The sequence below is a fragment of the Luteimonas chenhongjianii genome, from assembly GCF_002327105.1.
Taxonomy (GTDB): domain Bacteria; phylum Pseudomonadota; class Gammaproteobacteria; order Xanthomonadales; family Xanthomonadaceae; genus Luteimonas; species Luteimonas chenhongjianii.
Genome location: NZ_CP023406.1, coordinates 2,223,437 through 2,249,625 on the forward strand (window position 1 = coordinate 2,223,437; position 26,189 = coordinate 2,249,625).

A 26,189-nucleotide genomic window follows, 5' to 3' on the forward strand; every position below is an offset into this window, starting at 1 on the left:
GCAGCGGGAAAACCCCGCGCAGCGGTACTGATCGCGGGCGTCGCCGAAAGATGTCGATGCGGGGCAGGTGCCCGCTGACTGCCGCCGCCGCCCGTGCCGCGCACAAGCCAGCCGCCAAGTCCTTGTTTTTACGTTGGAAAATTTGGGGCTGCGGTGGGTTTTGTGCTATGATTTCCTGTCGTTTTCAACGCGTCGCCGGCGGCCGGTACGCGCAGCGCCGGTGAATGCCGCCGGCGTCTGAAAACCGGGCCGCGCAGCCAGGATGCAAGCACCCTCGATGGTCGAATCCGCGAAAGAAATCATTCCCGTCAATCTCGAAGACGAGATGCGGCGCAGTTACCTCGATTACGCGATGAGCGTGATCGTGGGACGCGCGCTTCCCGATGTCCGGGATGGACTCAAGCCGGTGCACCGGCGCGTGCTGTTCGCGATGCACGAGCTCGGCGCCCACAGCAACAAGGCCTATTTCAAGTCGGCGCGTATCGTCGGTGACGTCATCGGTAAGTACCACCCGCACGGCGACCAGTCGGTCTACGACACGCTGGTGCGCATGGCCCAGCCGTTCTCGTTGCGCTACATGCTGGTCGACGGGCAGGGCAACTTCGGTTCGGTCGACGGCGATTCGGCCGCTGCGATGCGTTACACCGAATCGCGCATGGCCCGCCTCAGCCACGAGCTGATGGCCGACATCGACAAGGAAACCGTCGATTTCCAGCTCAACTACGACGAGAAGGAAAGCGAGCCGACGGTCATGCCGACCCGGTTCCCGAACCTGCTGGTCAACGGTTCGGCCGGTATCGCGGTGGGCATGGCGACCAACATCCCGCCGCATAACCTGGGCGAGGTCATCGATGCGCTGATCGCATTGATCGACACCCCGGACATCGACATCGACGGTCTGATGGAATACATCCCGGGGCCGGATTTCCCGACCGCGGGGATCATCAACGGCGTCGGCGGCATCCACCTGGCGTATCGCACCGGCCGTGGCCGTGTGCGCATGCGTGCGCGCGCCGACGTGGAAGTGGCCGACAACGGCCGCGAGTCGATCATCGTCACCGAGATTCCCTACCAGGTGAACAAGGCGCGGCTGATCGAGAAGATCGCCGAGCTGGTGAAGGAAAAGAAGCTCGAGGGCATCAGCGAGCTGCGCGACGAGTCCGACAAGGACGGCATGCGCATCTACATCGAGATCAAGCGCGGCGATTCGGCCGAAGTGGTGCTCAACAACCTCTATTCGCAGACGCAGATGGAGTCGGTGTTCGGCATCAACATGGTGGCGCTGGTCGACGGCCGCCCGCAGTTGCTGAACCTCAAGCAGATCCTCGAAGCCTTCGTGCGCCACCGTCGCGAAGTGGTCACGCGCCGGACGATCTTCGAACTGCGCAAGGCGCGCAACCGTGCGCACATCCTCGAAGGCCTGACCGTCGCGCTCGCCAACATCGACGAGATGATCGAGCTGATCAAGACGTCCGAGAACCCGCAGGTCGCCAAGGAAAGGATGCTCGGCCGGCGCTGGGAAGCGGGCCTGGTCGGCGCGCTGCTCGCGGCGACCGGCTCGGAGGCCTCGCGTCCGGAAGATCTGCCCGACGGCGTGGGCCTGATCGATGGCGGCTACCAGCTGACCGAGGCCCAGGCCCAGCAGATTCTGGAAATGCGTCTGCACCGCCTGACCGGGCTGGAGCAGGACCGCCTGACCGACGAGTACAAGCTGCTGCTCGAAACCATTCGCGGCCTGATCGAGATCCTCGAAGATCCCGAAGTGCTGCTCGAGCTCATCCGCACCGAGCTGCGCAACGTCAAGGAAGAATTCGGCGATGCACGCCGCAGCGAGATCCGCGCCAGCGAGGAGGATCTCGACATCCTCGACCTGATTGCGCCGGAAGACGTCGTCGTCACGCTGTCGCACTCGGGCTATGCCAAGCGCCAGCCGGTCAGTGCCTACCGCGCGCAGAAGCGCGGCGGCCGGGGCCGCAACGCGGCGTCGACCAAGGACGAGGATTTCATCGAGCAGCTGTGGCTGGTCAACACCCACGACACCCTGCTGACCTTCACCAGTGCCGGCCGCGTGTTCTGGCTGCCGGTGCACCAGTTGCCCGATGCCGGCCCGAACGCACGCGGGCGGCCGATCATCAACTGGATCCCGCTGGAAGCCGGCGAGCGGGTACAGGCCGTGGTGCCGGTGCGCGAGTACGTGCAGGGCCAGTACGTGTTCTTCGCCACGCGTTTCGGCACGGTCAAGAAGACGCCACTGACCGAGTTCGCCTATCGCCTGGCGCGCGGCAAGATCGCGATCCGCCTGGACGAGGGCGACGCCCTGGTCGGCGTCGCGCTGACCGACGGCGAGCGTGACGTGCTGCTGTTCGCATCCAACGGCAAGACCGTGCGTTTCTCCGAGGACAGCGTGCGTTCGATGGGTCGCACTGCCGGTGGCGTGCGGGGCATCCGTTTGACGAAGGGCGAGCAGGTGGTGAGCCTGATCGTTGCCGAGCCGGCGGGCGGCATCGAGGACGACAGCGAGGACTCGATCGAAGAGGTCGTGGTCGACGAGGCCGTGGTCGACGCAGCGGAGACGCCGATTGCCGAGGTCGGCGCCGGCGACGACATCCCCTACATCCTCACCGCCACCGAGAACGGCTACGGCAAGCGCACGCCGCTGTCGGAGTACCCGCGCAAGGGCCGCGGCACGCAGGGCGTCATCGGCATCCAGACCACCGAGCGCAACGGTCCGCTGGTCGGCGCAGTGCTGCTGCGCAACCACGACGAGGTACTGCTGATCTCCAACGGTGGCACCCTGGTGCGCACGCGTGCCTCGGAGATCGCGCGCGTCGGCCGCAACACCCAGGGCGTGACCCTGATGCGCGTGTCCAAGGACGAGCGCCTGCAGGGCATCGAGCGCGTCGATGGATCGATCGTCGAGACCGAGACCGAGGACGATGTGGAGATGCTGCCGCCGACTGATTCGCCCGCGACGGATGCGCCGACCGCCTCGCACTGAGGCATCGCGTCTGCACATGGAAAGGGCCGGCATTGCCGGCCCTTTTTTTGGTTTCGCAGCGGGATCGCATCACCGCGGCGTCCGCGGGCGGGCGCGTGGTTCACGCCCGATGAGCACAACGCGAACTTCACGCCAGCGCGTGGCGTGGCCACCGCGCGGTCGTGCCAGGAGGATCAGTTCAGATGCGCGAGCACATGCTCCGCCGACGAGACCTTGTATTCGCCCGGCGCTTCGACAAAGAGCTGGCGGACAACGCCATCATCGGCGTACAGCGCGAAGCGCCGCGCGCGCAGGCCCATTCCGTAGGCGCTGGCGTCCATCTCCAGACCCATGGCCCGGATCAGCTCGCCATTACCGTCGGAAATCATGTGCAGGCCCTCCGGCACACCGGCGCTTTCGCCCCAGGCCTGCATCACGAAGGGGTCATTGACCGCCACGCAGATCACCTCGATGCCGCGTTGGCGGAAGGCATCGAAATGCTCGACGAAGCCGGGCAGGTGGCGCTCCGAACAGGTCGGGGTGAATGCGCCGGGCACCGCGAACAGCACGACCTTCTTGCCGGCGAACAGGGTGGGGGTGTCGACGACACGCACGCCGTCGTGGATGTGCTTGAGGGTGACTTCCGGGATGCTGTCACCGATCTGGATGGACATGGTTGCGCTCGTTTTCGTGAGGGTGAACAGAGTCTATCCGGAGCCGCATGACTGCGTGCGACACGCTTGAAACCGTCGCGACGATTCCTACATCGCAGGCATCGCGGCCACTGCGCCGCCCCCCATTACGGAGACATGCCATGCGTCAAGACACCTTGCGACCTGTCGTCCTTCATCCTGGCCGCCTGGAGCGGACGAGCTTGCAGGACGAGATGCGCCAGTTGCTCAACCAGTTCGTCCAGGGCGATGCCACCGACGGCTCGTCGGTCGTCACCAGCCAGTGGACGCCCCGGGTCGACATCCGCGAGGAGCGAGACCGCTTCGTGATCCTGGCCGACCTGCCGGGTATCGATCCGGCCGATGTCGAAGTCTGGATGGACAAGGGCGTGCTGAGCCTCAAGGGCGAGCGCAAGCCCGCCGTCGGCGAGACCCAGGAGCGCGACCCGGGCTCCAACGAAGTGCGGTTCTCGCGCATCGAGCGCAGCGTCGGGCGCTTCCATCGCCGCTTCACGCTGCCCGACAGCGCCGATCCCGATGGGATCACCGCGGTTGGCCACAACGGCGTGCTGGAGATCGGCATCCCCAAGCGTCCGGAAACCACGCCTCGCCGCATCCAGGTGGGCACGGCCGGGGCGGATACCCGCCAGTAAGCCCCATTGCGTCGAAGGCCGGGCCTTCGCGCGATCACGGTACGCGACGGCGGCCTGCAGGTATCCTGTGGGCCGTCGTCGTTCGCGGCGTTCCCCCTCGTGGCGGGCGACTGCCCGCATCGGATGTGCGCAGATGCAATTCAAGGATTACTACGAAATTCTCGGCGTCGAGCCGAACGCTGGCGATGCGGAAATCAAGACCGCATACCGTCGGCTCGCCCGCAAGTACCATCCGGACGTCAGCAAGGAGCCGGATGCGGAAAACCACTTCAAGTCGGTCAACGAGGCTTACGAGGCCCTCCGCGATCCCGAGAAGCGCAAGGCCTACGACAGCCTGCGTGCGCGCGGCTATCGGCCGGGCGATGACGTACAGCCACCGCCTGGCGGTTTCGGCGCAGGCCAGGACGGCTTCGACTTCGACGAGATATTCGCCGGCGGCGCGGGCGCCGGCTTCAGCGATTTCTTCGAACAGATGTTCGGGCGTCGCGCAGGCGCAGGTGCTGGCTATACCGGCCGCGGGCCCGCGCAACCGCGCGGTGACACGCGCGCGCGACTGGCGGTGCCCCTGGAGACCATCTACCGCGGCGACAGCGTCCGCGTGCCGGTGCTGGGAAAGACGTTCGACGTCAGGATTCCCCGTGGCATCCGCCAGGGACAGGTCGTGCGCCTGCCGCGCCAGGGACAGCACGGTGGCGACCTGCTGCTGGAGATCGAGTACGCAGCGCACCCGGAATTCGAAGTCGATGGTCGCAACGTGATCCACACCCTGCCGATCGCGCCGTGGGACGCCGCGCTGGGCGCGACGGTCAGCGTGGCGACGCTCGGCGGGCGCGTCGAGCTGAAGATTCCGGCCGGCTCCGAAGCGGGGCGCAAACTGCGTTTGCGTGGGCGTGGCCTGCCTGGCACCGGTGGTGCGCCGGCCGGCGACCAGATCGTCGAGCTGGAGATCCAGGCGCCGCTGGCACGCGACGAGCGCCAGATCGCGGCCTACGAGGCCTTGCGCGACGCGTTCGCCGCCACGGTGGACTGAAGCAATGCGAGCGTGCAGCCGCGCGATGCCCGGGTTCAGGCCTGCGGCGTCGCGCGGCTGCCGATGGTTTCGAGGATGGCTTCCGACAGTTCCACTTCACTGAAAGGCTTGGTCAGATAGGCCTTGGCACCTTGGCGCATCCCCCACACGCGATCGGTGTCCTGGTCCTTCGTCGTCACCAGGATCACCGGGATATGCGCCGTTGTCGGCTCGCGGGTGATCGAGCGGGTGGCCTGGAAGCCGTTGAGGTTCGGCATCACCACGTCCATCAGGATCAGATCCGGGAGTTCGCGTTTCGCAGCTTCCACGCCAGCCTGACCGTCCTCGGCGGTCAACGCGACATGGCCGAGCTTCTCGACGATCCGCCGGATGCCCATCAGCTGGGACGGCGAGTCGTCCACGATCAGAATGCGTGCCATCGATTTCCCCCACGTGTGAGGCGTGATTCTAGCTGCGCATTCAGCTCGCGGGTGGGCGTTTCGCGTCAAAGCGTGACGAGTGTCCGCCCGAGCGAGCCGCCCGCAAGCATGGTCGCGAACACCTGCGGCAATCCGTCGAGTGTCACCTCTCGGGTGCGGATCGTCTCCAGGTGCCGGGGTTTCCAGTCGCTGGCGAGGTGCTGCCAGACCCGATCGCGGATATCGCGTGGGGTTCCGGCCGAGGCGATGCCGAGCAGCGAGACGCCCCGGATGATGAAAGGCATCACGGTCGCTGGGAGATCGGCGCTGGCCGCGAGTCCGGCGCTGGCGACATTGCCGTAGGGCGTGGTCTGCGCCAGTAGGCTGACGAGCATGTCGCCGCCCACGTTATCGAGACCACCACCGAAGCGCGCCGACTCCATCGGACGCGTCGTCGCCAGGGCGTCGCGCCCCAGCACCTCGGACGCGCCGATCTCGCGCAGATACGCGGCGTGCTCGGGCTTGCCGCTGATCGCATGGACCTCGAAGCCGGCGCTGCTGAAGATGTCGACGGCCAGCGAGCCCACGCCGCCGGTGGCGCCGGTCACCGCCAGCGGGCCGAGTTCCGGCGTCTGCCTGTTCTCCCGCATGCGCAGCAACGCGAGCGCTGCGGTGAATCCCGCCGTTCCCAGGATCATGCTTTCGCGCAGCGTCAGGCCGGCGGGCAGGGGGACCGCCCACTTCGATTCGACGCGTGCGTAGCGCGCATAGCCGCCATCGCGCGTTTCCGACAGTCCGCAACCGGTGACGAGGATCGCGTCGCCCTCCTTGAACGCCGGATCACGCGAGGCCACCACGTGACCTGCGACGTCGATCCCGCCGACCAGCGGAAAGCGCCGCAGGATCTTGCCCTTCCCAGTGCCCGCCAGCGCGTCCTTGAAGTTCACCGACGAATGCACGACCGCGATGTCGAGCTCACCATCGGCCAGGTCGCCGATCGCGATCTGCTCGATGCCGCTGCGATAACCGGCGTCGTCGTTGTGGATGCGGAAAGCGTCGAAGCGGGCGGGGATAGGCATGCGCGAGCTCGTCTGACAGAGGGTTTCAGGATACAGGTCGCGCCAGGACGGATCCGCATTCCCGGGCCGCACGGGGCCGCGATTCCATTACGCCGGAACGCGCGAGCTGCGGATTCTTCGACTGGCTTGGTGCGCGCCATCCGGCGGAGGCGGGGATCCAGCCACGATGCGGTCGCCCGATTGCCCGGTACATCGCGTGCGAATGCATCGCGATGCGCGGCAACCGTTACCTCATTTCATCACGCTGCGCCGCTTCTCGTCGATCCACTTGCTCGCCTGCGCGGGCTTGTAGGCGCGCATCCACGCGAGCATTTCGTCGATATCGCTGCCGTACCAGAGGTCGGCGCGCTGGTCCGGATGCAGGAAGCGCTCTTCGACCATGCGGTCGATCATCCCGATCAGCGGCGCATAGAAGCCGTCGATGTCGAGAATCGCGCAGGGCTTGCTGCCGATGCCGAGCTGGCGCCAGGTGAGCATCTCGAAGATCTCCTCCATGGTGCCGAAGCCGCCGGGCAGGGCGACGAAGGCATCCGACAGTTCGAACATGCGCATCTTGCGCGCGTGCATCGAATCGACGATTTCCAGTTCGGTCAGGCCGCGATGCGCCACTTCCCAATCGGCAAGCTGTTTGGGAATCACGCCGGTGACTGCGCCGCCGGCTTCGAGCACGGCGTTGGCCACGGTGCCCATCAGGCCGACGTTGCCGCCGCCATAGACCAGGCGCAGACCGTCGCGGGCGAGGCGATCGCCCAGCGCTGTCGCGCGTTCGGCGTAGACGGGCTTGCTGCCCGCATTGGAACCACAGTAGACGCAGATCGATTGCATGGCAGGCAACTCCGGCAACAGGGGGAGAATCGAATGGATGCAAGCGCGTCGCGGACGGTGCGCGAATGCCGCAAACGACGAAGGCTCCGCCGGAGCGGAGCCTTCGCGGCGCGGCCGGTCAGTTGGCCTTGTGGATCGCGCGCTTCTCGACCGCCATCGCGGCGTCGTGGATCACTTCCGACAGCGACGGATGCGCGTGGCAGATGCGGGCGAGATCGTCGGCCGAACCGCTGAACTCCATCGTCAGCACGCCTTCGTGCACCAGCTCGGACACGTTCGCGCCGACCAGGTGCATGCCCAGCACGCGATCGGTCTCGGCGTGGGCGAGGACCTTGACGAAGCCCGCCGGCTCGCTCATCGCAACCGCGCGGCCGTTGGCGGCGAACGGGAAGCTGCCGGCCTTGTACGGGATGCCTTCGTCCTTGAGCTGCTGTTCGGTCTTGCCGACCCAGGCGATCTCGGGCTCGGTGTAGATCACCCACGGAATGGTGTCGAAGTTGACGTGGCCGGGCAGGCCGGCGATCAGTTCGGCAACCGCCACGCCTTCCTCGAAGCCCTTGTGCGCCAGCATCGGGCCGCGCACGCAGTCGCCGATCGCCCAGACGCCGTCGACGCCGGTGTGGCAGTGCGCGTCCACTTCGATCTGGCCGCGGTCTGTCAGCTTCACGCCGGAACCCTCGGCAAGCAGCCCCTTGCTCGCGGCCTTGCGGCCCACGGCGACCAGCAGCTTGTCGACGGTGATCGTCTGTTCGCCGTCCTTGTCGGCGAAGCTCAGCACCACTTCCTTCTTCTTGCCCTTGCCGGTGACTTCGGCCTTGGAGACCTTGGCGCCCAGGCGGATGTCGAGGCCCTGCTTCTTGAATTCCTTCAGCGCGGTCTTGCTCGCCTCGGCATCGGCCGCGGCAAGGAAGTCGGGCAGGGCTTCGAGGATCACGACCTCGGCGCCGAGACGCTTCCAGACGCTGCCCAGTTCCAGGCCGATCACACCGGCGCCGATCACCGCCAGGCGCTTGGGAACCTCGGTGAAGTCGAGCGCGCCGACGTTGTCGACGATTGTCTCGCCGTCGAACTTGGCGAACGGCAGTTCAATCGAATCCGAACCGGCGGCGATGATGACGTTGGTGCCGGTCAGCTCGACCTCGCTGCCGTCGTGCTGCTTGACCTTCACCAGGCGGTCGGCGTGCAGGGTGGCGAAGCCGTAGTAGGCCGTGACCTTGTTCGCCTTGAACAGCATCGCGATGCCGCCGGTGAACTGCTTCACGATCTTGTCCTTGCGGCCGATCATCGCCTCGACGTCGATCTTCGCGTCCTTGAAGCTGATGCCGTGGTCGCCAAAGATGTGGCCCATGTTCCAGAACTGGCGCGAGGAGTCGAGCAGCGCCTTGGAGGGGATGCAGCCGACGCGGAGGCAGGTGCCGCCGAGCGCGGGCTTGCCGTCCTTGCCCAGCGCAGCGTCGATGCAGGCGACCTTCATGCCCAGCTGCGCGGCGCGGATCGCGGCGTGATAGCCGGCCGGGCCGGCACCGATGACGACGACGTCGAATTGTTCTGCCATGGGGAAATCCTTCTTTCGATGCCTGCCCGCGGGCAGGGTGCCTGTTCGGCGAATTTGGGAAACGCGGCGCCTGGCGCCACAAGCGCAAACCCCCTCCGGCGGAGGGGGCTGCGCGGGCATCACATGCCGAGCAGCATGCGGTGCGGGTTTTCCAGCTGGTTCTTGATGTCGACCAGGAACAGCACCGCATCCTTGCCGTCGATGATGCGGTGGTCGTAGGACAGCGCGATGTACATCATCGGCGCGGCGACGATCTGGCCGTTCTCGACGATCGGACGTTCCTTGATCGAATGCATGCCGAGGATCGCCGACTGCGGCGGGTTGACGATCGGCGTGGACATCAGCGAGCCGAAGGTGCCGCCGTTGGTGATCGTGAACGTGCCGCCCTGGAGGTCGTCGAGGCCGAGCTTGCCGTCGCGCGCCTTCTTGGCGTAGTCGGCGATGCCCTGTTCGATCTCGGCGAAGCCCTGACGCTCGACATTGCGCAGCACCGGCGTCACCAGGCCACGATCGGTGGAGATCGCGACCGAGATGTCCGCGTAGCCGTGATAGATGATGTCGTCACCGTCGACCGAGGCGTTGACCACCGGGTACTTGGCCAGCGCGTTGGCGGCGGCCTTGGCGAAGAAGCTCATGAAGCCGAGCTTGATGCCGTGGTCCTTCTGGAACTGCTCGCCGAGTTCCTTGCGCAGCGCCATCACCTTGCCCAGGTTGACCTCGTTGAACGAGGTCAGCATCGCGATCGATTCCTTCGACTGCATCAGGCGCGCGGCGATCGTCTTGCGGATGCGGGTCATCGGCACGCGCTCTTCGGGACGCGCACCGCCGGACACGCCCGGGGTCTTGCCCGAGGCGTAGTTGATCAGGTCTTCCTTGGTCACCGCGCCACGGCGGCCCGTGCCTTCGACCTGCGAGGCATCGATGCCCTTGGTCTCGGCGGTGAAGCGCGCGCCCGGCGGCAGCGCGTCATTCCTGCCCGACGACTGCGGCTTGGACGCCGCAGCCTTGGCATCGGCCTTGCCGGCATCCGGCTTCGGCTGCACGGTCTCGGCACCGGCGGCAGGCGCCGACGCCTTTGCACCGGCTTCGGCGGTCGGCGCTTCTGCAGCGGCGCCTTCCTCGATGATGGCGATGACCTGCGCGCTGTTGACCGTCGCGCCTTCTTCGAACTTGATCTCCTTCAGCACGCCGTCAACCGTCGACGGCACTTCGAGGACGACCTTGTCGGTCTCCAGGTCGACGAGGTTCTCGTCGCGCTTGACCGCATCGCCGGCCTTCTTGTGCCAGGTGGCGATGGTCGCGTCGGAAACGGATTCGGGCAGGACCGGGACTTTGATTTCAGTGGCCATGTGGCTTCCTGGGAAAAGCGTGGAATGTGGAAAGTGCGATCGGGGTTTATTCGGCCGCGACCTTGCCGGCCAGATCGTTGACCAGTGCATCCGCGATCAGCTGCTGCTGCTCGGCGACGTGATCGTTGAAATGGCCGACGGCAGGCGACGGCGAGCGGGCACGGCCAGCGTAGTGCAACGACTGTGTCGCGCCGCTGCACGCCTCGAGGTGGTGCTTGATCTGATACCACGCGCCCTGGTTCTGCGGCTCTTCCTGGCACCAGACCACCTCGGTGGCCTCGGGGAAACGCGCGAGTTCGGCGCTGAGCTGCTGGCGCGGGAACGGATAGAGCTGCTCCACGCGGACCAGCGCAACGGAATCGAGTTCCCGCTTGCGGGCTTCTTCCAGCAGGTCGTAGTAGACCTTGCCCGAGCACAAGACAACGCGCTTGACACGCTTCGGGTCGGCGTCCCGGTCGCCGATCAGGTGCTGGAACTCGCCATTGGCCAGCTCTTCGAGCGTCGAGACCGCTAGCTTGTGGCGCAGCAGCGACTTCGGCGTCATCACCACCAGCGGCTTGCGGGTGGTCATGCACAGCTGGCGGCGGATCATGTGGAAAGCCTGCGCCGGGGTCGTCGGCACGCAGACCATCATGTTGTCGAGCGCGCACAGCTGCAGGAAACGCTCAAGGCGCGCCGAACTGTGCTCGGGGCCCTGGCCCTCGTAGCCGTGCGGCAGGAACAGTGCCAGTCCGCACAGACGCTGCCACTTGGCTTCGCCGGAGGACAGGAACTGGTCGATGACGACTTGGGCGCCGTTGGCGAAGTCGCCGAACTGCGCTTCCCAGATGCACAGCGTGCCCGGTTCGGAAGACGCGTAACCGTATTCGAAGGCCATCACCGCTTCTTCGCTGAGCAGCGAATCGATGATCGTCGCGTCTTCCGGATTCTTGACCAGCTCGCGCAGTGGCATGTAGTTCTGACCGGTCTTCTGGTCGTGCAGCACCGCGTGGCGATGGAAGAACGTGCCGCGGCCCGAGTCCTGTCCGACCAGGCGCAGCCGGTGGCCGGCGTCGAGCAGGGTGGCGTAGGCGAGGTTCTCGGCAAAGCCCCAGTCACCAGCCACTTCGCCGGCCGCCATCTTGCGGCGGTCCTCGTAGATCTTGGCGACACGCGCCTGCAGCGAGATCGACTCGGGGATCGTGGTGATCTGCTTGGCCAGTGCCTTGAGCTTGTCCACCGACACCGTGGTGTCGAGGGTGTCGCTGAGGCGGCCGGCCAGATAGGGATCCCAATCGATCGTCAGGTCGTAGTCGCTCGGCTTGGCATCAGCCAGTTCGACCGTGACTTCACCCGCGTCGAGCTTGTTGCGGTAGCTGTCGACGATCTGCTTGGCCTCGTCCTCGGTCACCACGCCTTCGGCCACCAGCTGCGCGGTGTAGAGCTCGCGCGGGGTCTTGTGCTTGCGGATCACCTGGTACATCAGCGGCTGCGTCGCCGCCGGCTCGTCGGCTTCGTTGTGACCATGACGGCGATAGCAGACGAGGTCGATGACGACGTCCTTGCCGAACTGCTGGCGGAAGTCGTATGCGAGTTCGGCGCAGAACACCACCGCTTCCGGATCGTCCGCGTTCACGTGCAGGATCGGCGCGCCGACCATCTTGGCCACGTCGGTGCAGTACAGCGTGGAACGCGAGTCCTGCAGGTTGCTGGTGGTGAAGCCGACCTGGTTGTTGATGACCACATGGACGGTGCCGCCAACCGCGAAACCGCGGGCCTGCGACATCTGGAACAGCTCCATGTTGACGCCCTGGCCGGCGAACGCGGCGTCGCCGTGCAGCAGCACGGGCACCACCACCTTGCGCGCGGTGTCCCTGCGACGGTGCTGGCGCGAACGCACGCTGCCCGCGACCACCGGGTTGACGATCTCCAGATGCGACGGGTTGAACGCCAGCGCCAGGTGCACCGCGCCGCCGGGCGTCGCCAGATCGGCCGAGAAGCCCATGTGGTACTTCACGTCGCCAGTGTGGGCACGGTCGTCATCGTGATGATCGAACTTGCCTTCGAACTCGTCGAAGAGCTTGCGCGGGTTCTTGCCGAGCGTATTGACCAGCACATTGAGGCGGCCACGGTGGGCCATGCCGACGACGATGTCCTTGACGCCTTCCTTGCCGGCGCGCTGGATCACGCTGTCGAGCAGGGGGATCAGCGCGTCGCCGCCTTCGAGCGAGAAGCGCTTCTGGCCGACGTACTTGGTGTGCAGATAGCGCTCGAGGCCTTCGGCGGCGGTCAGCCGCTCGAGGATGCGCTTCTTCTCCGCTGCGCTGCGCGCGAAACGGCCGCCCGCCTTCTCCAGGCGCTGGTAGAGCCAGCTGCGCTGTTCGAAGTCGGGGATGTGCATGAACTCCGCGCCGATCTGGCTGGAGTAGGTGGTCTTGAGCAGCGCGAGCAGGTCGCGCAGCTTCATCCGCGGCTGGCCGGCCACGCCCCCGGTGCTGAACTCGTCGTCGAGATCGGCTTCGGTGAGCTGATGGAAGGGCAGGCCGAGATCCGGCGGGTTGAGGGGCGGCGAGAGATCCAGCGGATCCAGCCGCGCGCCGAGATGGCCGCGCGAGCGGTAGGCCGTGATCAGGCGACCGACATGGCGCTCGCGCTCGTCACCACCGCCGGCCTGGGCCGACTGGGCAACCACGACACCGCGCGCCGCGTCGCGACCCGCCTGTGCAACCGCCGATACCACCGCCGAGTGCGGCACATCGCCGGCCTCTCGGCCCTTGAACGAGTCGAACCATCGTTTCCAGTCCGTCCCGACGCTGTCGGGATCGACAAGATACTGCTCGTACAGATCTTCGATAAAGGCGGCATTGGCGCCGAACTGGGAGGACTGCGCAAACTGCTTCAGGAGACTGTCCACGTCGGGTGATTCGGGCTCGTCGAGAAGGGAAGTGGGCCAGAGCCGGCACGATGACCGGAAAAACAGGCGGATCTGGCGCGAAATGACGCCCGACAGTATACGCGCGTCGTTCACCCCGGTGCATCATCGATCCGGGGTCCACCGCTGCCGACACGGTGCAGTCGGAAGCGCAGCGAAGGACGCCAAACGGCGTCGGGCTCAGATCCCGAGAGCCCGGAACTCGCTACACGCGCGTGAACGTTCCCATACCGGCGCGAACTGCTGGGCCAGCTGCCGGGCACGGCCCGACAGGTCGGTCGCCGCCTCGCCATCGATGCGGTTGCCCAAGGTGCGTACGTGAAAACCCCCGGCGTCGTTGACCAGGAACGCACCGGCGAATTCGCGGTCCACCGGATCCACCGCGGCGCGCAGCTCGAAGACGCTGGGCAGCCGCTGCGCGAGCGCAAGGAGCGGCGTGCCGCGCCGCTGCACGGTTGCCGGATCCTGCAGCAGGATCCGGACGCTGGCGCCGCGCGCGGATGTCGAGAATCCGCGCAGCGCCGCGAGCACATCGGGATGATCGAACAGGCCGGGATCGAGATCGCGAGTGCGCAGCCACAATCTGCGGCGCGCGGACGCGATCAGGGTCACTGTCGTGTCCACAGCGGCTTCCATGTCGTCGACCGCGAAGGCGGACCCGGCATGTCGGCGCATGGTGCGATGGAGGATGCCGGCTTCCTCGAAGCGCGGACCTTCGGCGACGAAGCCGGCCCGCGCATACAACTGCATCGCCTGCAGTTGCGCGTGCAGGTAGGTCGTCGCCAGACCGGCATCGCGCGCGGCGTCGAGCAGCGCACGCAGCATGGCCTCGCCGATGCCACGCCCGCGCCGGTCGGCACGCACCGCCAGGCGGCCGATGCGCCCGTCCGGGGCGATGCGGCCCGTGGCCACCGCGTCTCCCTCGGCGTCGACTGCCAGCACATGCCGGCTCAGCGCATCGAAAGCATCGCGCTCGAGCTCGGCGGGCACGCCCTGTTCCTCGACGAAGACGCACGTGCGCAGCGCGTACGCGGCCGCCAGATCCTGGGCATCGGCCACGAGGCGCACTGCGAACGGCGCGGATGCGCTCACCCGGCGTCGCTCTCCAGCACGGTGTAATGGCCCTGCGCCAGCAGTTCGAGCACGGCTTCGCGACCGGCATCCGACAGCGCCGCATAGCTGCGACCGTCGAGCTGCGCTTGCGCGGCGAGAAGGCGCGCGTCGCGTACCGGCATCGGCCAGGCCGTGCCGGAGACGTACAGGCGGGCGCCGCCCTTCGCGCGGCGCCACGCCACGCGGCTGAAGGGGTTGCGCAGCAGCGTGGCCTGGCCCTGCGACAGCAGCCACTCGAGTTCGATGCGCGGCGGCGGCATCTCCCCGGAGACGACCTGCTGCGCATTGCGGTAACCGGTGATGAAGCTGCCGAACCAGTCGCCGAGGCGGTCGGGGTCCTTCATGCGCATGACGTTCAGCGCTTCCACCACGCGCACCATCGCCGCGCCATCGATCTCGTTTGGATCGGCCGGCGGAACAAGTGCCTCGTCGTGATAGCGCATCGATTCGTCGGCCTCCGCGGCCAGCGTATCGATGTAGTCGCCCATCAGTTCAGCGACCGACGGCGCGCGCATGCCCACCGAGAATGTCAGGCACGGATCCTCGGCCACGCCGTGGTGCGGCACCATCGGCGGCAGGTACAGCATGTCGCCGGGGCCGAGCACCCACTCGTGTGTCGGAGTGAAGCTGCGCAGGAGCTTGAGCTCGACATCGTCGCGGAAGTCCTGCGGCGGCAGGCCATGGCCCATCGCTTCGCCGGCGTCGATCTGCCAGCGGCGATGGCCCTGGCCCTGCAGCAGGAACACGTCGTACTGGTCGACGTGCGCGCCGACCGAGCCTCCGGTCGCGGCGAAGCTGACCATGATGTCGTCGATGCGCCAGCGCGGCAGGAAGCTGAAATGCGGCAGCAGCGCCGCGACGTCGGCGTCCCATTTGTCGACGTCCTGCACCAGCAGGGTCCAGTCGCGGTCGCCGAGACCCGGAAACACGGCCTCGTCGAACGGGCCCGTCTCGACCTGCCAGCTGTCGCGTTCACGGTCATGGCGGATCAGCCGGGACAGCGCGAATTCCTCGCAGGCGAGGCCGGCGAGATCCTCGGGTTGCAGCGGGCTGCCGAGATCCGGAAACGCGTTGCGGATCAACAGCGGGCGCTTTTGCCAGTAATCGCGCAGGAAGCGCTCGGCGGGCATGCCCAGGGGGCCGCCGTCGGCAGACTGGCGGGCGTCGATTTCGAAGGGGAGGGGGGCTCGGCTCATGGGCGGGAGCCTACGCGAAAACATGGGCGGGCTCGACGGGCGGAGGCGGCGTGGGCAGGGTCCCGGCATCGCGTTAGCCGCGCCCGGCGTTCTGAAAGGGGCGGTGCCGCGACCGCGCTGCGCGCGGGACCCGCCCCCCGGGCCGCGGGCCGGTTCAGGGGCCCGTCTGGCCGGCGGCGGTCGCACCGGCGCCGGTGGCGGTGGCGATGGCGTCGTAGCCTCGATCGCCGAACTCCAGCAGGCACCACCCATGCCCGAACGGATCAGCCAGCTGGACGATCCGTCCGAAGGACTCGTCACCCACCTCGCCTTCGCGCGCGAATCGCGCACGCTCGGCGCGCGCCAGTGCGGTATCGAGATCGGCGACCACGACGTCCAGATGCACCGGGCACCAGTGGCGGGAGTAATCGCGCGGTGCGTTGCCGGCGCCGATGCTGCCGGCAGGCTTGTGCAGCAGGTACAGCCTTGCCGGCAGGCCGCACAGTTCGGTGGCGGCAGTGCCGAAACGACGGCCGACGCTCAGGCCGAAGGCGTGTGTATACAGCGCCTCGGCACGCGCGAGATCCGGGACGTCGAGATTGACGAGCAGATCCATCGCGCGCGCCCCTGGCGGGTCAGATCCCGCGGGCCAGCTGTTCCGCCAGACCGGTGTAGCTGCCCGGCACCAGCTCGCGCAGGCGCGCCTTGTCCTCGGCCGGCAGATCGAGGCCGTCGACGAAAGCGCGCATCGACTCGGCAGTGATGCCCTGGCCGCGGGTCAGCGCCTTGAGCTGCTCGTAGGGATTGGGCAGGCCATGACGGCGCATGACCGTCTGCACCGCCTCGGCCAGCACTTCCCAGGATCCATCGAGATCAGCGGCCAGTCGCTCTGGATTGACGCTGAGCTTGCCCAGGCCACGCAGCAGCGCGTCGAGTGCGATCTGGGTGTGCCCGAACGCAGTGCCGAGGGCGCGCAGCACGGTGGAATCGGTCAGGTCGCGCTGCCAGCGGCTGATCGGCAGCTTGGCGGCGAAATGTTCGAACAGCGCGTTGGCGATGCCGAAGTTGCCCTCGGCGTTCTCGAAGTCGATCGGGTTGACCTTGTGCGGCATCGTCGAGCTGCCGACCTCGCCTTCCTTGAGGGCCTGCTTGAAATAGCCCAGCGAGATATAGCCCCAGATGTCGCGGCACAGGTCGATGCCGATCGTGTTGATGCGCTTGTGCACATCGCTGATCTCGGCGACGCAGTCGTGCGGTTCGATCTGGGTGGTGTAGGGGTTGAACGTGATGCCCAGCGACTCGACGAAGCGCTGCGAGAAGGCGGGCCAGTCGACATCCGGGTAAGCGACGACGTGCGCGTTGTAGTTGCCGACCGCGCCGTTGATCTTGCCGGTCATCGCGACGTCCCACAGCAGCTCGCCCTGGCGCTGCAGGCGCGCGACCACGTTGGCGAGCTCCTTGCCGACCGTCGACGGCGACGCCGTCTGTCCGTGCGTGCGCGACAGCAGCGGCAGCGCGGCGTGCGCGTGCGCCATCGTGCGCAGGGTTCCGATCAGCGTATCGAGCGTGGGCAGCAGCACCTCCGAGCGCGCCCGGCTGAGCATCAGCGCGTAGGCGAGGTTGTTGATGTCCTCGCTGGTACAGGCGAAATGCACGAACTCCAGCGCCGGCGCGAGCGCGGCATCGTCCTGCAGGCGCTCCTTGATGAAGTACTCGACCGCCTTGACGTCGTGGTTGGTGGTGCGCTCGATCTCCTTGACCCGTGCGGCGTCGGCGACCGAGAAGTCGGCTGCCAGCGCCTTGAGCGCCCTGCGGTGCGCATCGTCGAATGCCGGAAGTTCCACAATGCCCGGCTCGTCGCCCAGCGCCAGCAGCCACTCGATCTCCACGTGCACGCGCGCACGGATCAGCCCGTACTCGGAGAAGATCGGCCGCAGCGCATCGACCTTGGCGGCATAACGGCCGTCGAGCGGCGACAGGGCGAGCAGGGCGGCTTCGGTCTTCTGGGAGTCGGACATGGGGGCATCGGGAGCGGGCGAGGCCGTCATTTTAGCCTGCACGCGCGGTGCGTATGCTGCGAGCTGGAGGCCGACGCATATGTGCACCGCGCGCCGTACCGTTATCCGCTGGCAACAGCGCCGCGGCGATAGGCGGGGAGGGCGCAGCGTGGCCTCGTCGCCCGAGGTGTGCGCTCACCGCCGGCGGTCGCCGATACAGCCAAGCGCGACCCCGTTTCCCTGGAGGTGAAGTGATGAGCAAGACCATCAACCCGGGTGCATCGCGCACCGAGCACGACAGCATGGGCGAGCTGCAGGTGCCTGCCGCTGCCCTGTGGGGCGCGCAGACGCAGCGCGCCGTGCAGAATTTCCCGATTTCCGGCCGGCCGATGCCGCGCGGCTTCATTCGCGCACTGGGGCTGATCAAGGCGGCCGCGGCCGACGTCAATGCCGATCTGGGCCTGTTGCCGCCCAAGGTCGGCAAGGCCATTCGCGCCGCGGCGATGGAAGTCGCCGAGGGTACCCACGACGCACAGTTCCCCGTCGACATCTACCAGACCGGCTCGGGCACCTCGTCGAACATGAATGCCAACGAGGTCATCGCCATGCTCGCCTCGAACGCCTCGCGGCAGGTGCACCCCAACGACCACGTCAATCTCGGCCAGAGCTCCAACGACGTGGTGCCGACGGCGATCCGCGTATCGGCGCAGCTCGCGGTGATCGAGGACCTCCTGCCCGCGCTCAAGCATCTGCGCCGCACGATCGACAAGCGCGGCAAGGCGCTGGGCAAGGTGGTCAAGACCGGCCGCACCCACCTGATGGATGCGATGCCGCTCACTTTCGCCCAGGAGTTCGGCGCCTGGTCTTCGCAGATCGCCTCGGCGGAGGCGCGCCTGGGCGACACGCTCAAGCGCCTGCGCCGTCTGCCCATCGGCGGCACCGCGATCGGCACCGGCATCAACGCCCATCCGCAGTTCGGCAAGAAGGTCTCGAAGACGCTGTCGACGCTGACGGGCGCACCATTCGAGTCGGCCGAGGACAAGTTCGAGGGCATCGCCACCCAGGACGACGCGGTGGAACTCTCCGGTCAGCTCAATGCGCTCGCCGTGGCACTGATCAAGATCGCCAACGATCTGCGCTGGATGAATTCCGGCCCGCTGGGCGGTCTGGGCGAGATCGAACTGCCGGCGCTGCAACCGGGAAGTTCGATCATGCCGGGCAAGGTCAACCCGGTGATTCCCGAGGCCACGGTGATGGTCGCCGCACAGGTCATCGGCCACCACACCGCGATCACCGTCGCCGGGCAGACCGGCAACTTCCAGCTCAACGTCGCGCTGCCGCTGATCGCGGCCAACCTGCTCGAATCGATCGAGCTGCTGTCGAACGTCACCCGGCTGCTGGCCGACGGGGCAATCGCCGGCCTCAAGGTGCGCCGAGAGAATGTCGAGGCCGCGCTCGCCCGCAATCCGATCCTGGTCACTTCGCTCAACCCGATCATCGGCTACGAGAAGGCCGCCGCGATCGCCAAGCGCGCCTACAAGGAACAGCGGCCCGTACTCGATGTCGCCCGCGAGGACAGCGGCCTGTCGGACGCGGAACTCGAAAGCCTGCTCGATCCGACCGAACTGACAAAGGGCGGGATTTCCGCGGTCGCCAGCGGCGGCGGCTGAGCGCACAGCCAAGAAGACCGGCCATGGCCGGTCTTTGCGCTCGCGGAGAGGCGGGCGGTCGGGCTCAGTTGGTCGCCGGCTCCGCCGCGGCATCCGCAGCCGCGTCGCCGCGATGGACGACCGTGTCCTTGCCGCACTCTTCGACGTCGTTCGCGTCCATCGTCGCGTAGGGCTGGAAGGCGGGCAGTGCGGCAGCCAGTGCCTGCTGCGAGGCGAGCAGCGTCGGCAGCCTGTCGCAGAGCCGGTCCGCTTCGGCTTCGATCTTCGCGCCCTCCGCTTCCATGCGCTTCTCGAACTCCGCGGACTGGCCCGACAGCGCACTCGTGATCGCGCCCTTGGCGGCTTCGGTGCCAAGGCGCGCGCCCTGGATGCCGATCGTGATGCCGACATCGGCGATCGCGATGATGTTGGCGCGATGCGCCAGCAGCAGCTCGCGTTGCGCATCGTCGATCCGGACCGGCTTGCCGTCGACCAGGAAATCGCCAGCCGGGCTGATCTCGGCCTTCGGCAGGCCGGACGTGCGGGTGTCGTCCCCGCCGAGGCGGAATCCGTTGATGTTCAGTCCGCCGCGACCGCTGCCGCCGACGCTGATGTTTTTCTCCACCAGATCCTTGCGCGCCGTTTCCAGTGCGCGGCGGGTGGTGCGGGCGACGAAGCCTTCCTCGGCGGGCGCCGTGGTGGCGTCGCCGTTCGCGGGTGCGGGTGCTTCGTTACGGCCGCAGGCGGTCAGCGTGCCCGCGCAGGCGAGCAGCAGGGCCAGGGGGAGGGCGCGGGACGGCAAAGTCTTCATGGTCGGGTTCCGGATCTGGGGAAATTCAACGCCTGCGGGGCACGCTGACGGTGCCGCGCACATCGCGGTGCGAGACATCACCACTTCCCTGCGAGGCGACCTCGAGGTTGCCGCCGATGCCGCGGGCATCGACATCACCCGAACCGATCGAACCGACATGCACATTGCCCTGCACGTCGCGCAGATCGATGTCGCCCGAGCCCAGGCTGCCGATGCGGACATCGCCGCCGGCGCCTTCGAGCCTGAAATCCCCCGAGCCGACGCTGCCGACCTCGACCGCGCTGCGGATATTGCGGGCCTCGACATCGCCCGAGCCGATCGACAGCACCTTGAGTTCGCCGGCCTCCTCGACGGTGACATCGCCCGAACCGACCTTCGCGGTTGCGCGGCCGCCGATGCGCCGCAGTTGCGCATCGCCCGAACCCACGTCGGCGCTCGCCGCCGCGACACCGTTCACCCAGGCGTCCCCGGACCCGACGACGGCCAGCACCAGCACATTCGCGGGCACCTGGCCGGCGAGATCCATGTAGGCGTACTGGTTGCCCAGCCAGCCGGTCGGATTCGAGGTGCGGCGCAGCGTCACCGTCAGCGTCTCGCCCGAGCGCTGCTGTTCCAGCACCAGCGATGCCAGCATCGCCTCGCTCGACGCGCAGGCGCGTCCCCGGAGGTTGGCGTCCGGGCGTTCGGCGCCATCGACACGTAGCCGGCTGTTGCCGATCTCGAACCGCACCGTCCGCACGCCGTCGAGCTGCAGGGCCAGCTCGCGCGGCTGGCTGTGCCGGCACGGCGGCTTGTCCTGGGCCTGCGCCGCGAACGGCAATGCGAGCGATGCGGCGATGAGCGTGGCGAGCAACGGGCGAGCGGTAAAGGCATGGGCCATGAAGGGACTTCCTGCGAGGTTCCGGCCTGCGTCAGTGCAAAGCCGGGCGTGCGTCGTGGCTGACTTCTGAATCGAACGGGTTCGCGTGGGCCATGCCCACCGGGCTCAGCGCCCTGCGAACTCGCGGCGCACGTCCTTGCGACAGGTGTCGGCGTCCTGGGCTTCAAGACGCGCGTAAGGCTGGAAGGCCGGCAGGTCGCTGGCCAGTTGCTGCTGCGCCTCGCGCAGATCGGGCACGCGGTTGCAGATCAGCAGGACGGCCGGCTCGACCGTGTCGCGCACGCTGCGCTTGATGCGGCGTTCCAGACTGCCGGTCATCGCGCCGACCATCAGCGAGAACACGCCCCGGTCCACCGAATCCACCGCCGCCAGCGCGCTCACCTCGCCGATATCGATGCCGGCCTTGGCGACCTCGATGACCAGGCCACGATAGGCCAGGAGTTGCTGGCGCTGCGCCGGATCGAGGGCGACCGCTTCGCCCTCGATCAGGAAATCCCCCTGCGGGGTGATCTCGGCCTTCGGCAGTTGCGCGGCCGCCTCGGTCTTCCGGCTGCCACGATCGCCGATATTCAGGCTGTTGCCGACGTCGAGGTTCCCGGTTTCGAGGTCCGAACGCGCCCTGGCGAGATCGATGCGGATTTCGCGCCGGGCGTCCTCCAGATCGCGGCGGATCTCCTCCCGGATGCCGCCGCTCCCGGGCGGCACCGACCAGGCGACCAACGGCAGACACGAGGCAAGCAGGAACGCGGTGACGGCTGCAGCTTTCATCGGAGACTCCGGAGTGCGGTGGCAGGAGGGCCGGTGGGATCAGCCTTCTTCGCGCCAGCGGCGCAGGCGGATGGCAATGGCGATCATCACGGCGCCGGCGAGGATGCCGATCCACATCGAAGGCGCGAGGAAATTGCCGTAGATGCCGGGGATGGAGAACAGTTCCCTGGCGGAGCCAGCGCCGTCCTGGATGTAGGCCAGGTCGCGATGGGTCACCGGCACCGTGCCCAGCAGCATCCGCGAGATCACATTGCCCCAGAGCCAGTGGCGCTCCAGCCCGATCACCTGCAGCAGGCCGGTCATGGAGCTCGCGACCCCGAGGGCCAGCGGCACCAGCAGCGCCCACAGGAAGGGCTTGCTCTTGGCCCAGGCCGAGCACAGCAGCAGCCAGCCAACGGTCGGCAGCATCCAGGCCGCGTACACCGGGATTGCGGCGAGGAACTGTGCCGACAGCAGGAATACCGCGCCGTTGCCCCACAGCAGCGGGAAGGGATTGGCGCCGTGCGCGGCCGCGGCGATGCTCAGCGCAATCAGGAAGGCGAACATGATGACGATCGCGAACAGCGTGGCGAACAACGGGATCACCAGCGTGGCGGTCGCCACTTTCGACAGCACCGTCGCCGTATCCGAGACCGGCAGCGACTTCCAGAACAGCACGCTGCGGTCGCGGCGGTCGTCGTACAACGCGCCGAGGCAGTAGAAGAAGATGACGAAGATCATCACCAGGAAAGGCCAGGTCGCCGACAGTGCCAGCGTGATCGTGAGACCTTCCGACAGCTGGTGAAGATCATCGCTGGTGAGTTGCTGGGCGAGCGTGCCCAGGTCCAGGCCATTGACGGTCACGCCGTTGGCCTGCACCACGCCACCCTCCGCGACCGCCTTGTGGGCGACCACGATGCCGGCGATCAGCAGGCCGACCGACAGCAATAGCGACACGGCGCCGGCGATCATCGGCGCCCAGAGGATCCCGCCGCGATGCTCCCAGTATTCGCGCCGCAGCAGCAGGCGGAAGCGGTGGGTCGGGTGCGTGGGCGCGAACGCCCGGGGCGGAACCGGGGTGGCCACGGTATCGGCGATGGCATTCATGCGTAGGCTCCTTTCATCGTGGCCACGAACAGATCGGCCAGGCCCGGGGTGCGGGTTTCGCCGTAGGCCGACAGCGTGGAAGCGGGGACGCTGTCGAACAGCATCACGGTCTTGCCGAAGGGCAGGGCGCGTTCGTCGATCGGGCGGAGGGCACGGGCGGCGTCGAGCTGCTCGGCATTGACCAGTACCTCGACGAAGCGGTCGCCGATATCGTCCATCGGGGCGTCCAGCACGATCTTTCCGTTCTGGATGAACAGCACGTCGGTGAGGATGTGCTCGATTTCCTCCACCTGGTGCGTGGTGACGATGATCGTCTTCTGCTCGTCGAAGTAGTCCTCCAGCAGGCGCTGGTAGAACTGCTTGCGGTAGAGGATGTCCAGGCCCAGCGTGGGCTCGTCGAGCACCAGCAGCTTGGCGTCGATCGCCATCACCAGCGCCAGGTGCAGCTGCACGATCATGCCCTTGGACATCTCGCGCACGCGCTGCTTGGGCGAGAGCTTGGTGTTGGCCAGGAATCGCTCGCAGCGGGCGCGATCGAAACGGGGATGGACGCCCTCGACGAATGCGATGGCGTCGCGGACGCGCATCCAGCGCGGCAGCACCGCGACATCGGCGATGAAGCAGACATCGTTCATCAGCGCGTCGCGCTCGGTGCGCGGGTCGCGGCCAAGGACGGTCATTTCGCCGTCGAAGCGGATCAGGCCCAGCAGCGCCTTGAGCGCGGTGGTCTTGCCGGCCCCGTTGGGACCGATCAGACCGACGATGCGGCCGGCCGGGATCTGGAAACTGGTGCCGTCGAGCGCCCGGGCACCCTTGTAGCGCTTGCTGAGATTGCGCGCGGTGATCACCGGCGTGTCGAGGACGGCGTTCATTCATTGGCTCCATGGCCGGTGGACTGCAGCAGGTCCCGGGCCGACAGCCCCAGGCGTTCGATCCTTTCCAGCACCAGCGGCCACTCTTCCTGAAGGAAGCGCTCGCGCTCGCTGGTGCGCAGCTTCTTGGCGGCCTCCTCGGTGACGAACATGCCCAGGCCGCGACGCTTTTCCACCAGCGCTTCGTCGGCGAGCTCCTGATAGGCGCGCGAGACGGTGATGGGGTTGAGTTGGTAGTCGGCCGCAACCTGGCGGACGGAGGGCAATGCGTCGCCGGGTTTGAGCACCCCATCGAGCATCATCGCGATGACCCGTTCCTTCAGCTGGCGGTAGATGGGAGCGCCATCACTCCATTCGATATTGGCCATGGGCTCAGCTCCTTCCACCCGCGCCCCGCGCGAAGGAAAAATAGGGGAGGGCTAGACTGCTGCGGGCCCGGCGGGCACGTGGACGCGACGTGTCGGCGGCCGCTTCCGAGGCCACCCGGTCGATCCGTACCGGCGTGAATGCGTCTCCGGCCGGAGTCGCCGCGGTCGCGCCATCGGGCAGCGAAGCCGGGCCGGCAGCAAGCAGACTCGCGGAAAGTGCCAGCGCGAACGCCGTGCATGCGATGATCGGGGTGTGGAGCCTGCGGTTCATGGGGACCGTCCTGCTCTAGTGGGTAGGTGTTGTAGGTGACTATAACACCACAGCAGACCGTGTCAACGCACCCGTACCGAATTCCCACCCAACTGATGGCACGGCCGACCCGCCATCGAGGACTCCGCGATGCCTGGCAAGCGACTGATCGGACGCATGACCCTGATGCTGGCTTTCACCGCGCTCGCGGGCCTCGCGATCGCGCAGGCGCCCACCGCGCCGCCCCGGGTGCTGGATCACGAGTTCCGCCAGCTCGCGGTACGCGAGTCGGTGAACCTGCAGGACGCCTATGGCGGTGACGTGGTGCTGATCGTCAATACCGCGAGCAAGTGCGGGTTCACTCCGCAATACGAGGCGCTCGAAGCGATGCACGCGCGCCTGCGTCCGCGCGGATTCGCGGTCCTGGGCTTTCCCTCCGGCGACTTCAGGGAGCAGGAGTTCGAGGACGAAGCCGCGATCCAGGAGTTCTGCACGCTGACCTACGGGGTGAAGTTCCCGATGTTCCAGAAGGTGCGGGTGACTGGCCCGGACGCCACGCCGATGTACAAGCAGCTCACCGAAATCACCGGCGAGGCGCCGGGCTGGAATTTCCACAAGTATCTGGTCGGTCGCGACGGCCGGGTGCTGGGGCAGTGGGGCAGCCGCACGAAGCCGGATGACCCGCAGATCCTGGCGGCGATCGAGCGGGCGCTCGACGCGCCGAGGCCGGCCGCCCGCTGAAGCCGCCCCGCTGCCGTGATTGCCGCGCCGCCGTATGGCCGCGACAATAGCCGGCTGCATCGCCCGGACCCGGGCAGGAGAACCATGCGGATGTTGAAACAGATGCGTCACGCCGCGCTGGCACTGTTGCTTGCGCCCCTCGCGCCGGTCGCGTTCGCGCAGAACGGCGATCCGGCCGCGAGCAGCTACGTCGTCGGCTTCGACGTGGCGACCCAGCTGGCGCAGGTGGGTCCGGACATGGATCTGGCCGCGTTCGAGAATGCGCTGTCTGCAGCGCTCGCGGGCAAGGCGCCCTCGCTCGACCAGGCCGAAACCCAGCGCATCGGCCAGGCGCTGGGACAGCGCGTCGCCGCGCGCGGCGGTCGTCCGGTGCCGGGGCTGCCGCCCGGCAGCGAGCCGCCAGCCGTGGACCGCGCCAAGGTCGGGCAGATGCTCGGCGCCGATGTGGGCCGCTCGCTGGCCGCGATGGATGAGGCGCTCAACTTGCCCGCGGTGATGCGCGGCGTTCGCGACCGCCTAGACGGCAAGACGCCGTCGATGTCGGAGGACGAGATCGCACAGGCGCGCCAGGCCATGATCGCGCGGGGCCAGCAGCGCGCCGCGCGCGTCGCCGACGACAACCGCCAGGCGGGCATCGCCTTCATGGCCGCCAATCGCGGCAAGCCGGGCGTGTTCGCGACGCAATCGGGCATCCAGTACAGCGTGGAGAAGCAGGGCACGGGGCCGCGTCCACGCGCCAGCGACCAGGTGCGGGTGCACTACCGCGGCACGCTGCTCGACGGCACCGAGTTCGACAGCTCCTATTCGCGCGGCGCGCCCGCGGTGTTCGGCCTTGGGCAGGTCATCGCCGGCTGGACCGAAGGGCTGCAGCTGATGCCGATCGGCGGCAAGTACCGATTCTGGATTCCCGGTGAACTGGCCTACGGTATGCGTGGCAGCCCCCCGACCATCCCGCCCAACGCCACCCTCGTCTTCGATGTCGAGCTCATCGACATCCTGTAACCCCATCGCTCCAATCCATGTTGTCCGCG

The 26,189-nt window shown here is 67.4% G+C and carries 23 protein-coding genes; 6 read left to right on the forward strand and 17 right to left on the reverse strand.

The features are described from left to right. Window positions 1-277: 277 nt before the first annotated feature. Window positions 278-2,998 carry a DNA gyrase subunit A gene (gene gyrA, locus CNR27_RS10110; protein ID WP_096298453.1) on the forward strand — a complete coding sequence of 907 codons (2,721 nt, stop codon included), beginning with the start codon at window positions 278-280 and terminating at the stop codon, window positions 2,996-2,998. Between the two features lie 173 nt (window positions 2,999-3,171). On the opposite strand, the gene CNR27_RS10115 is transcribed toward gyrA, so the two are convergent. Then, on the reverse strand, window positions 3,172-3,651 hold the full coding sequence (locus tag CNR27_RS10115) for a peroxiredoxin (protein WP_096298455.1): 480 nt from the start codon (window positions 3,649-3,651) through the stop codon (window positions 3,172-3,174). A 140-nt stretch (window positions 3,652-3,791) separates the two neighbouring features. Between CNR27_RS10115 and CNR27_RS10120 the strand changes: the two genes are divergently transcribed. Together CNR27_RS10120 and CNR27_RS10125 are read left to right on the forward strand one after the other, a co-directional pair. Beyond that, window positions 3,792-4,301 (forward strand): Hsp20/alpha crystallin family protein, encoded by a 510-nt coding sequence (locus CNR27_RS10120; protein WP_096298457.1) that lies wholly within the window; start codon window positions 3,792-3,794, stop codon window positions 4,299-4,301. A 133-nt stretch (window positions 4,302-4,434) separates the two neighbouring features. Continuing rightward, entirely contained in the window at window positions 4,435-5,331 is an 897-nt protein-coding gene (locus CNR27_RS10125; protein ID WP_096298459.1) for a DnaJ C-terminal domain-containing protein, read from the forward strand. Between the two features lie 35 nt (window positions 5,332-5,366). On the opposite strand, the gene pilH is transcribed toward CNR27_RS10125, so the two are convergent. From pilH to purB, 10 genes are all read right to left on the reverse strand, one after another. Beyond that, entirely contained in the window at window positions 5,367-5,750 is a 384-nt protein-coding gene (gene pilH / locus CNR27_RS10130; protein WP_096298462.1) for a twitching motility response regulator PilH, read from the reverse strand. A 65-nt stretch (window positions 5,751-5,815) separates the two neighbouring features. Next, window positions 5,816-6,808 carry an acrylyl-CoA reductase family protein gene (locus CNR27_RS10135; protein ID WP_096298464.1) on the reverse strand — a complete coding sequence of 331 codons (993 nt, stop codon included), beginning with the start codon at window positions 6,806-6,808 and terminating at the stop codon, window positions 5,816-5,818. 231 nt (window positions 6,809-7,039) lie between these two features. Then, window positions 7,040-7,633, reverse strand: a complete 594-nt coding sequence (locus CNR27_RS10140) for an LOG family protein (RefSeq protein ID WP_096298466.1) — start codon at window positions 7,631-7,633, stop codon at window positions 7,040-7,042. 118 nt (window positions 7,634-7,751) lie between these two features. Beyond that, window positions 7,752-9,188: a dihydrolipoyl dehydrogenase gene (gene lpdA / locus CNR27_RS10145; protein ID WP_096298468.1), complete on the reverse strand. Its 1,437-nt coding sequence runs from the start codon at window positions 9,186-9,188 to the stop codon at window positions 7,752-7,754. A gap of 119 nt (window positions 9,189-9,307) precedes the next feature. Further along, the gene (gene sucB, locus CNR27_RS10150) at window positions 9,308-10,537 is read right to left on the reverse strand and encodes a dihydrolipoyllysine-residue succinyltransferase (protein ID WP_096298469.1); all 1,230 of its coding nucleotides are present in this window, start codon (window positions 10,535-10,537) and stop codon (window positions 9,308-9,310) included. Between the two features lie 46 nt (window positions 10,538-10,583). Continuing rightward, window positions 10,584-13,430, reverse strand: coding sequence for a 2-oxoglutarate dehydrogenase E1 component (locus tag CNR27_RS10155; RefSeq protein WP_096300539.1), 2,847 nt, complete (start codon window positions 13,428-13,430; stop codon window positions 10,584-10,586). A 198-nt stretch (window positions 13,431-13,628) separates the two neighbouring features. Then, window positions 13,629-14,540, reverse strand: coding sequence for a GNAT family N-acetyltransferase (locus CNR27_RS10160; RefSeq protein ID WP_245815595.1), 912 nt, complete (start codon window positions 14,538-14,540; stop codon window positions 13,629-13,631). After that, a complete protein-coding gene (locus tag CNR27_RS10165; protein ID WP_096298471.1) occupies window positions 14,537-15,757 on the reverse strand; it encodes a cupin domain-containing protein in 1,221 nt (406 codons plus the stop codon). Before CNR27_RS10165 ends, CNR27_RS10160 begins: the two co-directional genes overlap by 4 nt. A 154-nt stretch (window positions 15,758-15,911) precedes the next feature. After that, window positions 15,912-16,352, reverse strand: coding sequence for a VOC family protein (locus CNR27_RS10170; RefSeq protein ID WP_096298473.1), 441 nt, complete (start codon window positions 16,350-16,352; stop codon window positions 15,912-15,914). Window positions 16,353-16,371: 19 nt separating this feature from the next. Then, window positions 16,372-17,754: an adenylosuccinate lyase gene (gene purB / locus CNR27_RS10175; RefSeq protein WP_096298475.1), complete on the reverse strand. Its 1,383-nt coding sequence runs from the start codon at window positions 17,752-17,754 to the stop codon at window positions 16,372-16,374. A gap of 233 nt (window positions 17,755-17,987) precedes the next feature. Here purB and CNR27_RS10180 point away from each other — a divergent pair, with 233 nt between their 5' ends. After that, the gene (locus tag CNR27_RS10180) at window positions 17,988-19,403 is read left to right on the forward strand and encodes a class II fumarate hydratase (RefSeq protein WP_096298477.1); all 1,416 of its coding nucleotides are present in this window, start codon (window positions 17,988-17,990) and stop codon (window positions 19,401-19,403) included. Between the two features lie 64 nt (window positions 19,404-19,467). Here CNR27_RS10180 and CNR27_RS10185 read toward each other — a convergent pair whose 3' ends face one another. The 6 genes from CNR27_RS10185 to CNR27_RS10210 all read right to left on the reverse strand — a co-directional run bounded on the left by CNR27_RS10185 (window position 19,468) and on the right by CNR27_RS10210 (window position 24,167). Then, window positions 19,468-20,193, reverse strand: coding sequence for a YggN family protein (locus CNR27_RS10185; RefSeq protein WP_096298479.1), 726 nt, complete (start codon window positions 20,191-20,193; stop codon window positions 19,468-19,470). Between the two features lie 25 nt (window positions 20,194-20,218). After that, window positions 20,219-21,073 carry a GIN domain-containing protein gene (locus CNR27_RS10190; protein WP_096298481.1) on the reverse strand — a complete coding sequence of 285 codons (855 nt, stop codon included), beginning with the start codon at window positions 21,071-21,073 and terminating at the stop codon, window positions 20,219-20,221. Between the two features lie 105 nt (window positions 21,074-21,178). Further along, window positions 21,179-21,841, reverse strand: a complete 663-nt coding sequence (locus CNR27_RS10195; protein ID WP_096298483.1) for a hypothetical protein — start codon at window positions 21,839-21,841, stop codon at window positions 21,179-21,181. A gap of 39 nt (window positions 21,842-21,880) precedes the next feature. Next, window positions 21,881-22,927, reverse strand: coding sequence for a hypothetical protein (locus CNR27_RS10200; RefSeq protein WP_233580167.1), 1,047 nt, complete (start codon window positions 22,925-22,927; stop codon window positions 21,881-21,883). Continuing rightward, window positions 22,924-23,799, reverse strand: a complete 876-nt coding sequence (locus tag CNR27_RS10205; RefSeq protein WP_096298485.1) for an ABC transporter ATP-binding protein — start codon at window positions 23,797-23,799, stop codon at window positions 22,924-22,926. The genes CNR27_RS10200 and CNR27_RS10205 overlap by 4 nt, the downstream gene beginning before the upstream one ends. Further along, window positions 23,796-24,167, reverse strand: coding sequence for a GntR family transcriptional regulator (locus tag CNR27_RS10210; RefSeq protein ID WP_096298487.1), 372 nt, complete (start codon window positions 24,165-24,167; stop codon window positions 23,796-23,798). The genes CNR27_RS10205 and CNR27_RS10210 overlap by 4 nt, the downstream gene beginning before the upstream one ends. A 427-nt stretch (window positions 24,168-24,594) precedes the next feature. On the opposite strand from CNR27_RS10210, the gene CNR27_RS10215 reads away from it, so the two are divergent. Both CNR27_RS10215 and CNR27_RS10220 read left to right on the forward strand, forming a co-directional pair. Continuing rightward, on the forward strand, window positions 24,595-25,158 hold the full coding sequence (locus CNR27_RS10215; RefSeq protein ID WP_096300545.1) for a glutathione peroxidase: 564 nt from the start codon (window positions 24,595-24,597) through the stop codon (window positions 25,156-25,158). 90 nt (window positions 25,159-25,248) lie between these two features. Further along, the gene (locus CNR27_RS10220) at window positions 25,249-26,160 is read left to right on the forward strand and encodes an FKBP-type peptidyl-prolyl cis-trans isomerase (protein WP_179948168.1); all 912 of its coding nucleotides are present in this window, start codon (window positions 25,249-25,251) and stop codon (window positions 26,158-26,160) included. Window positions 26,161-26,189: the final 29 nt, after the last annotated feature.

What these genes read in the sequence shown, in the direction of transcription:
- gyrA (WP_096298453.1), top strand. Translation starts at nt 278, where the DNA reads ATGGTCGAATCCGCGAAAGAAATCATTCCCGTCAATCTCGAAGACGAG.
- CNR27_RS10115 (WP_096298455.1), bottom strand. Translation starts at nt 3,651, where the DNA reads ATGTCCATCCAGATCGGTGACAGCATCCCGGAAGTCACCCTCAAGCAC.
- CNR27_RS10120 (WP_096298457.1), top strand. Translation starts at nt 3,792, where the DNA reads ATGCGTCAAGACACCTTGCGACCTGTCGTCCTTCATCCTGGCCGCCTG.
- CNR27_RS10125 (WP_096298459.1), top strand. Translation starts at nt 4,435, where the DNA reads ATGCAATTCAAGGATTACTACGAAATTCTCGGCGTCGAGCCGAACGCT.
- pilH (WP_096298462.1), bottom strand. Translation starts at nt 5,750, where the DNA reads ATGGCACGCATTCTGATCGTGGACGACTCGCCGTCCCAGCTGATGGGC.
- CNR27_RS10135 (WP_096298464.1), bottom strand. Translation starts at nt 6,808, where the DNA reads ATGCCTATCCCCGCCCGCTTCGACGCTTTCCGCATCCACAACGACGAC.
- CNR27_RS10140 (WP_096298466.1), bottom strand. Translation starts at nt 7,633, where the DNA reads ATGCAATCGATCTGCGTCTACTGTGGTTCCAATGCGGGCAGCAAGCCC.
- lpdA (WP_096298468.1), bottom strand. Translation starts at nt 9,188, where the DNA reads ATGGCAGAACAATTCGACGTCGTCGTCATCGGTGCCGGCCCGGCCGGC.
- sucB (WP_096298469.1), bottom strand. Translation starts at nt 10,537, where the DNA reads ATGGCCACTGAAATCAAAGTCCCGGTCCTGCCCGAATCCGTTTCCGAC.
- CNR27_RS10165 (WP_096298471.1), bottom strand. Translation starts at nt 15,757, where the DNA reads ATGAGCCGAGCCCCCCTCCCCTTCGAAATCGACGCCCGCCAGTCTGCC.
- CNR27_RS10170 (WP_096298473.1), bottom strand. Translation starts at nt 16,352, where the DNA reads ATGGATCTGCTCGTCAATCTCGACGTCCCGGATCTCGCGCGTGCCGAG.
- purB (WP_096298475.1), bottom strand. Translation starts at nt 17,754, where the DNA reads ATGTCCGACTCCCAGAAGACCGAAGCCGCCCTGCTCGCCCTGTCGCCG.
- CNR27_RS10180 (WP_096298477.1), top strand. Translation starts at nt 17,988, where the DNA reads ATGAGCAAGACCATCAACCCGGGTGCATCGCGCACCGAGCACGACAGC.
- CNR27_RS10185 (WP_096298479.1), bottom strand. Translation starts at nt 20,193, where the DNA reads ATGAAGACTTTGCCGTCCCGCGCCCTCCCCCTGGCCCTGCTGCTCGCC.
- CNR27_RS10190 (WP_096298481.1), bottom strand. Translation starts at nt 21,073, where the DNA reads ATGGCCCATGCCTTTACCGCTCGCCCGTTGCTCGCCACGCTCATCGCC.
- CNR27_RS10195 (WP_096298483.1), bottom strand. Translation starts at nt 21,841, where the DNA reads ATGAAAGCTGCAGCCGTCACCGCGTTCCTGCTTGCCTCGTGTCTGCCG.
- CNR27_RS10200 (WP_233580167.1), bottom strand. Translation starts at nt 22,927, where the DNA reads ATGAATGCCATCGCCGATACCGTGGCCACCCCGGTTCCGCCCCGGGCG.
- CNR27_RS10205 (WP_096298485.1), bottom strand. Translation starts at nt 23,799, where the DNA reads ATGAACGCCGTCCTCGACACGCCGGTGATCACCGCGCGCAATCTCAGC.
- CNR27_RS10210 (WP_096298487.1), bottom strand. Translation starts at nt 24,167, where the DNA reads ATGGCCAATATCGAATGGAGTGATGGCGCTCCCATCTACCGCCAGCTG.
- CNR27_RS10215 (WP_096300545.1), top strand. Translation starts at nt 24,595, where the DNA reads ATGACCCTGATGCTGGCTTTCACCGCGCTCGCGGGCCTCGCGATCGCG.
- CNR27_RS10220 (WP_179948168.1), top strand. Translation starts at nt 25,249, where the DNA reads ATGTTGAAACAGATGCGTCACGCCGCGCTGGCACTGTTGCTTGCGCCC.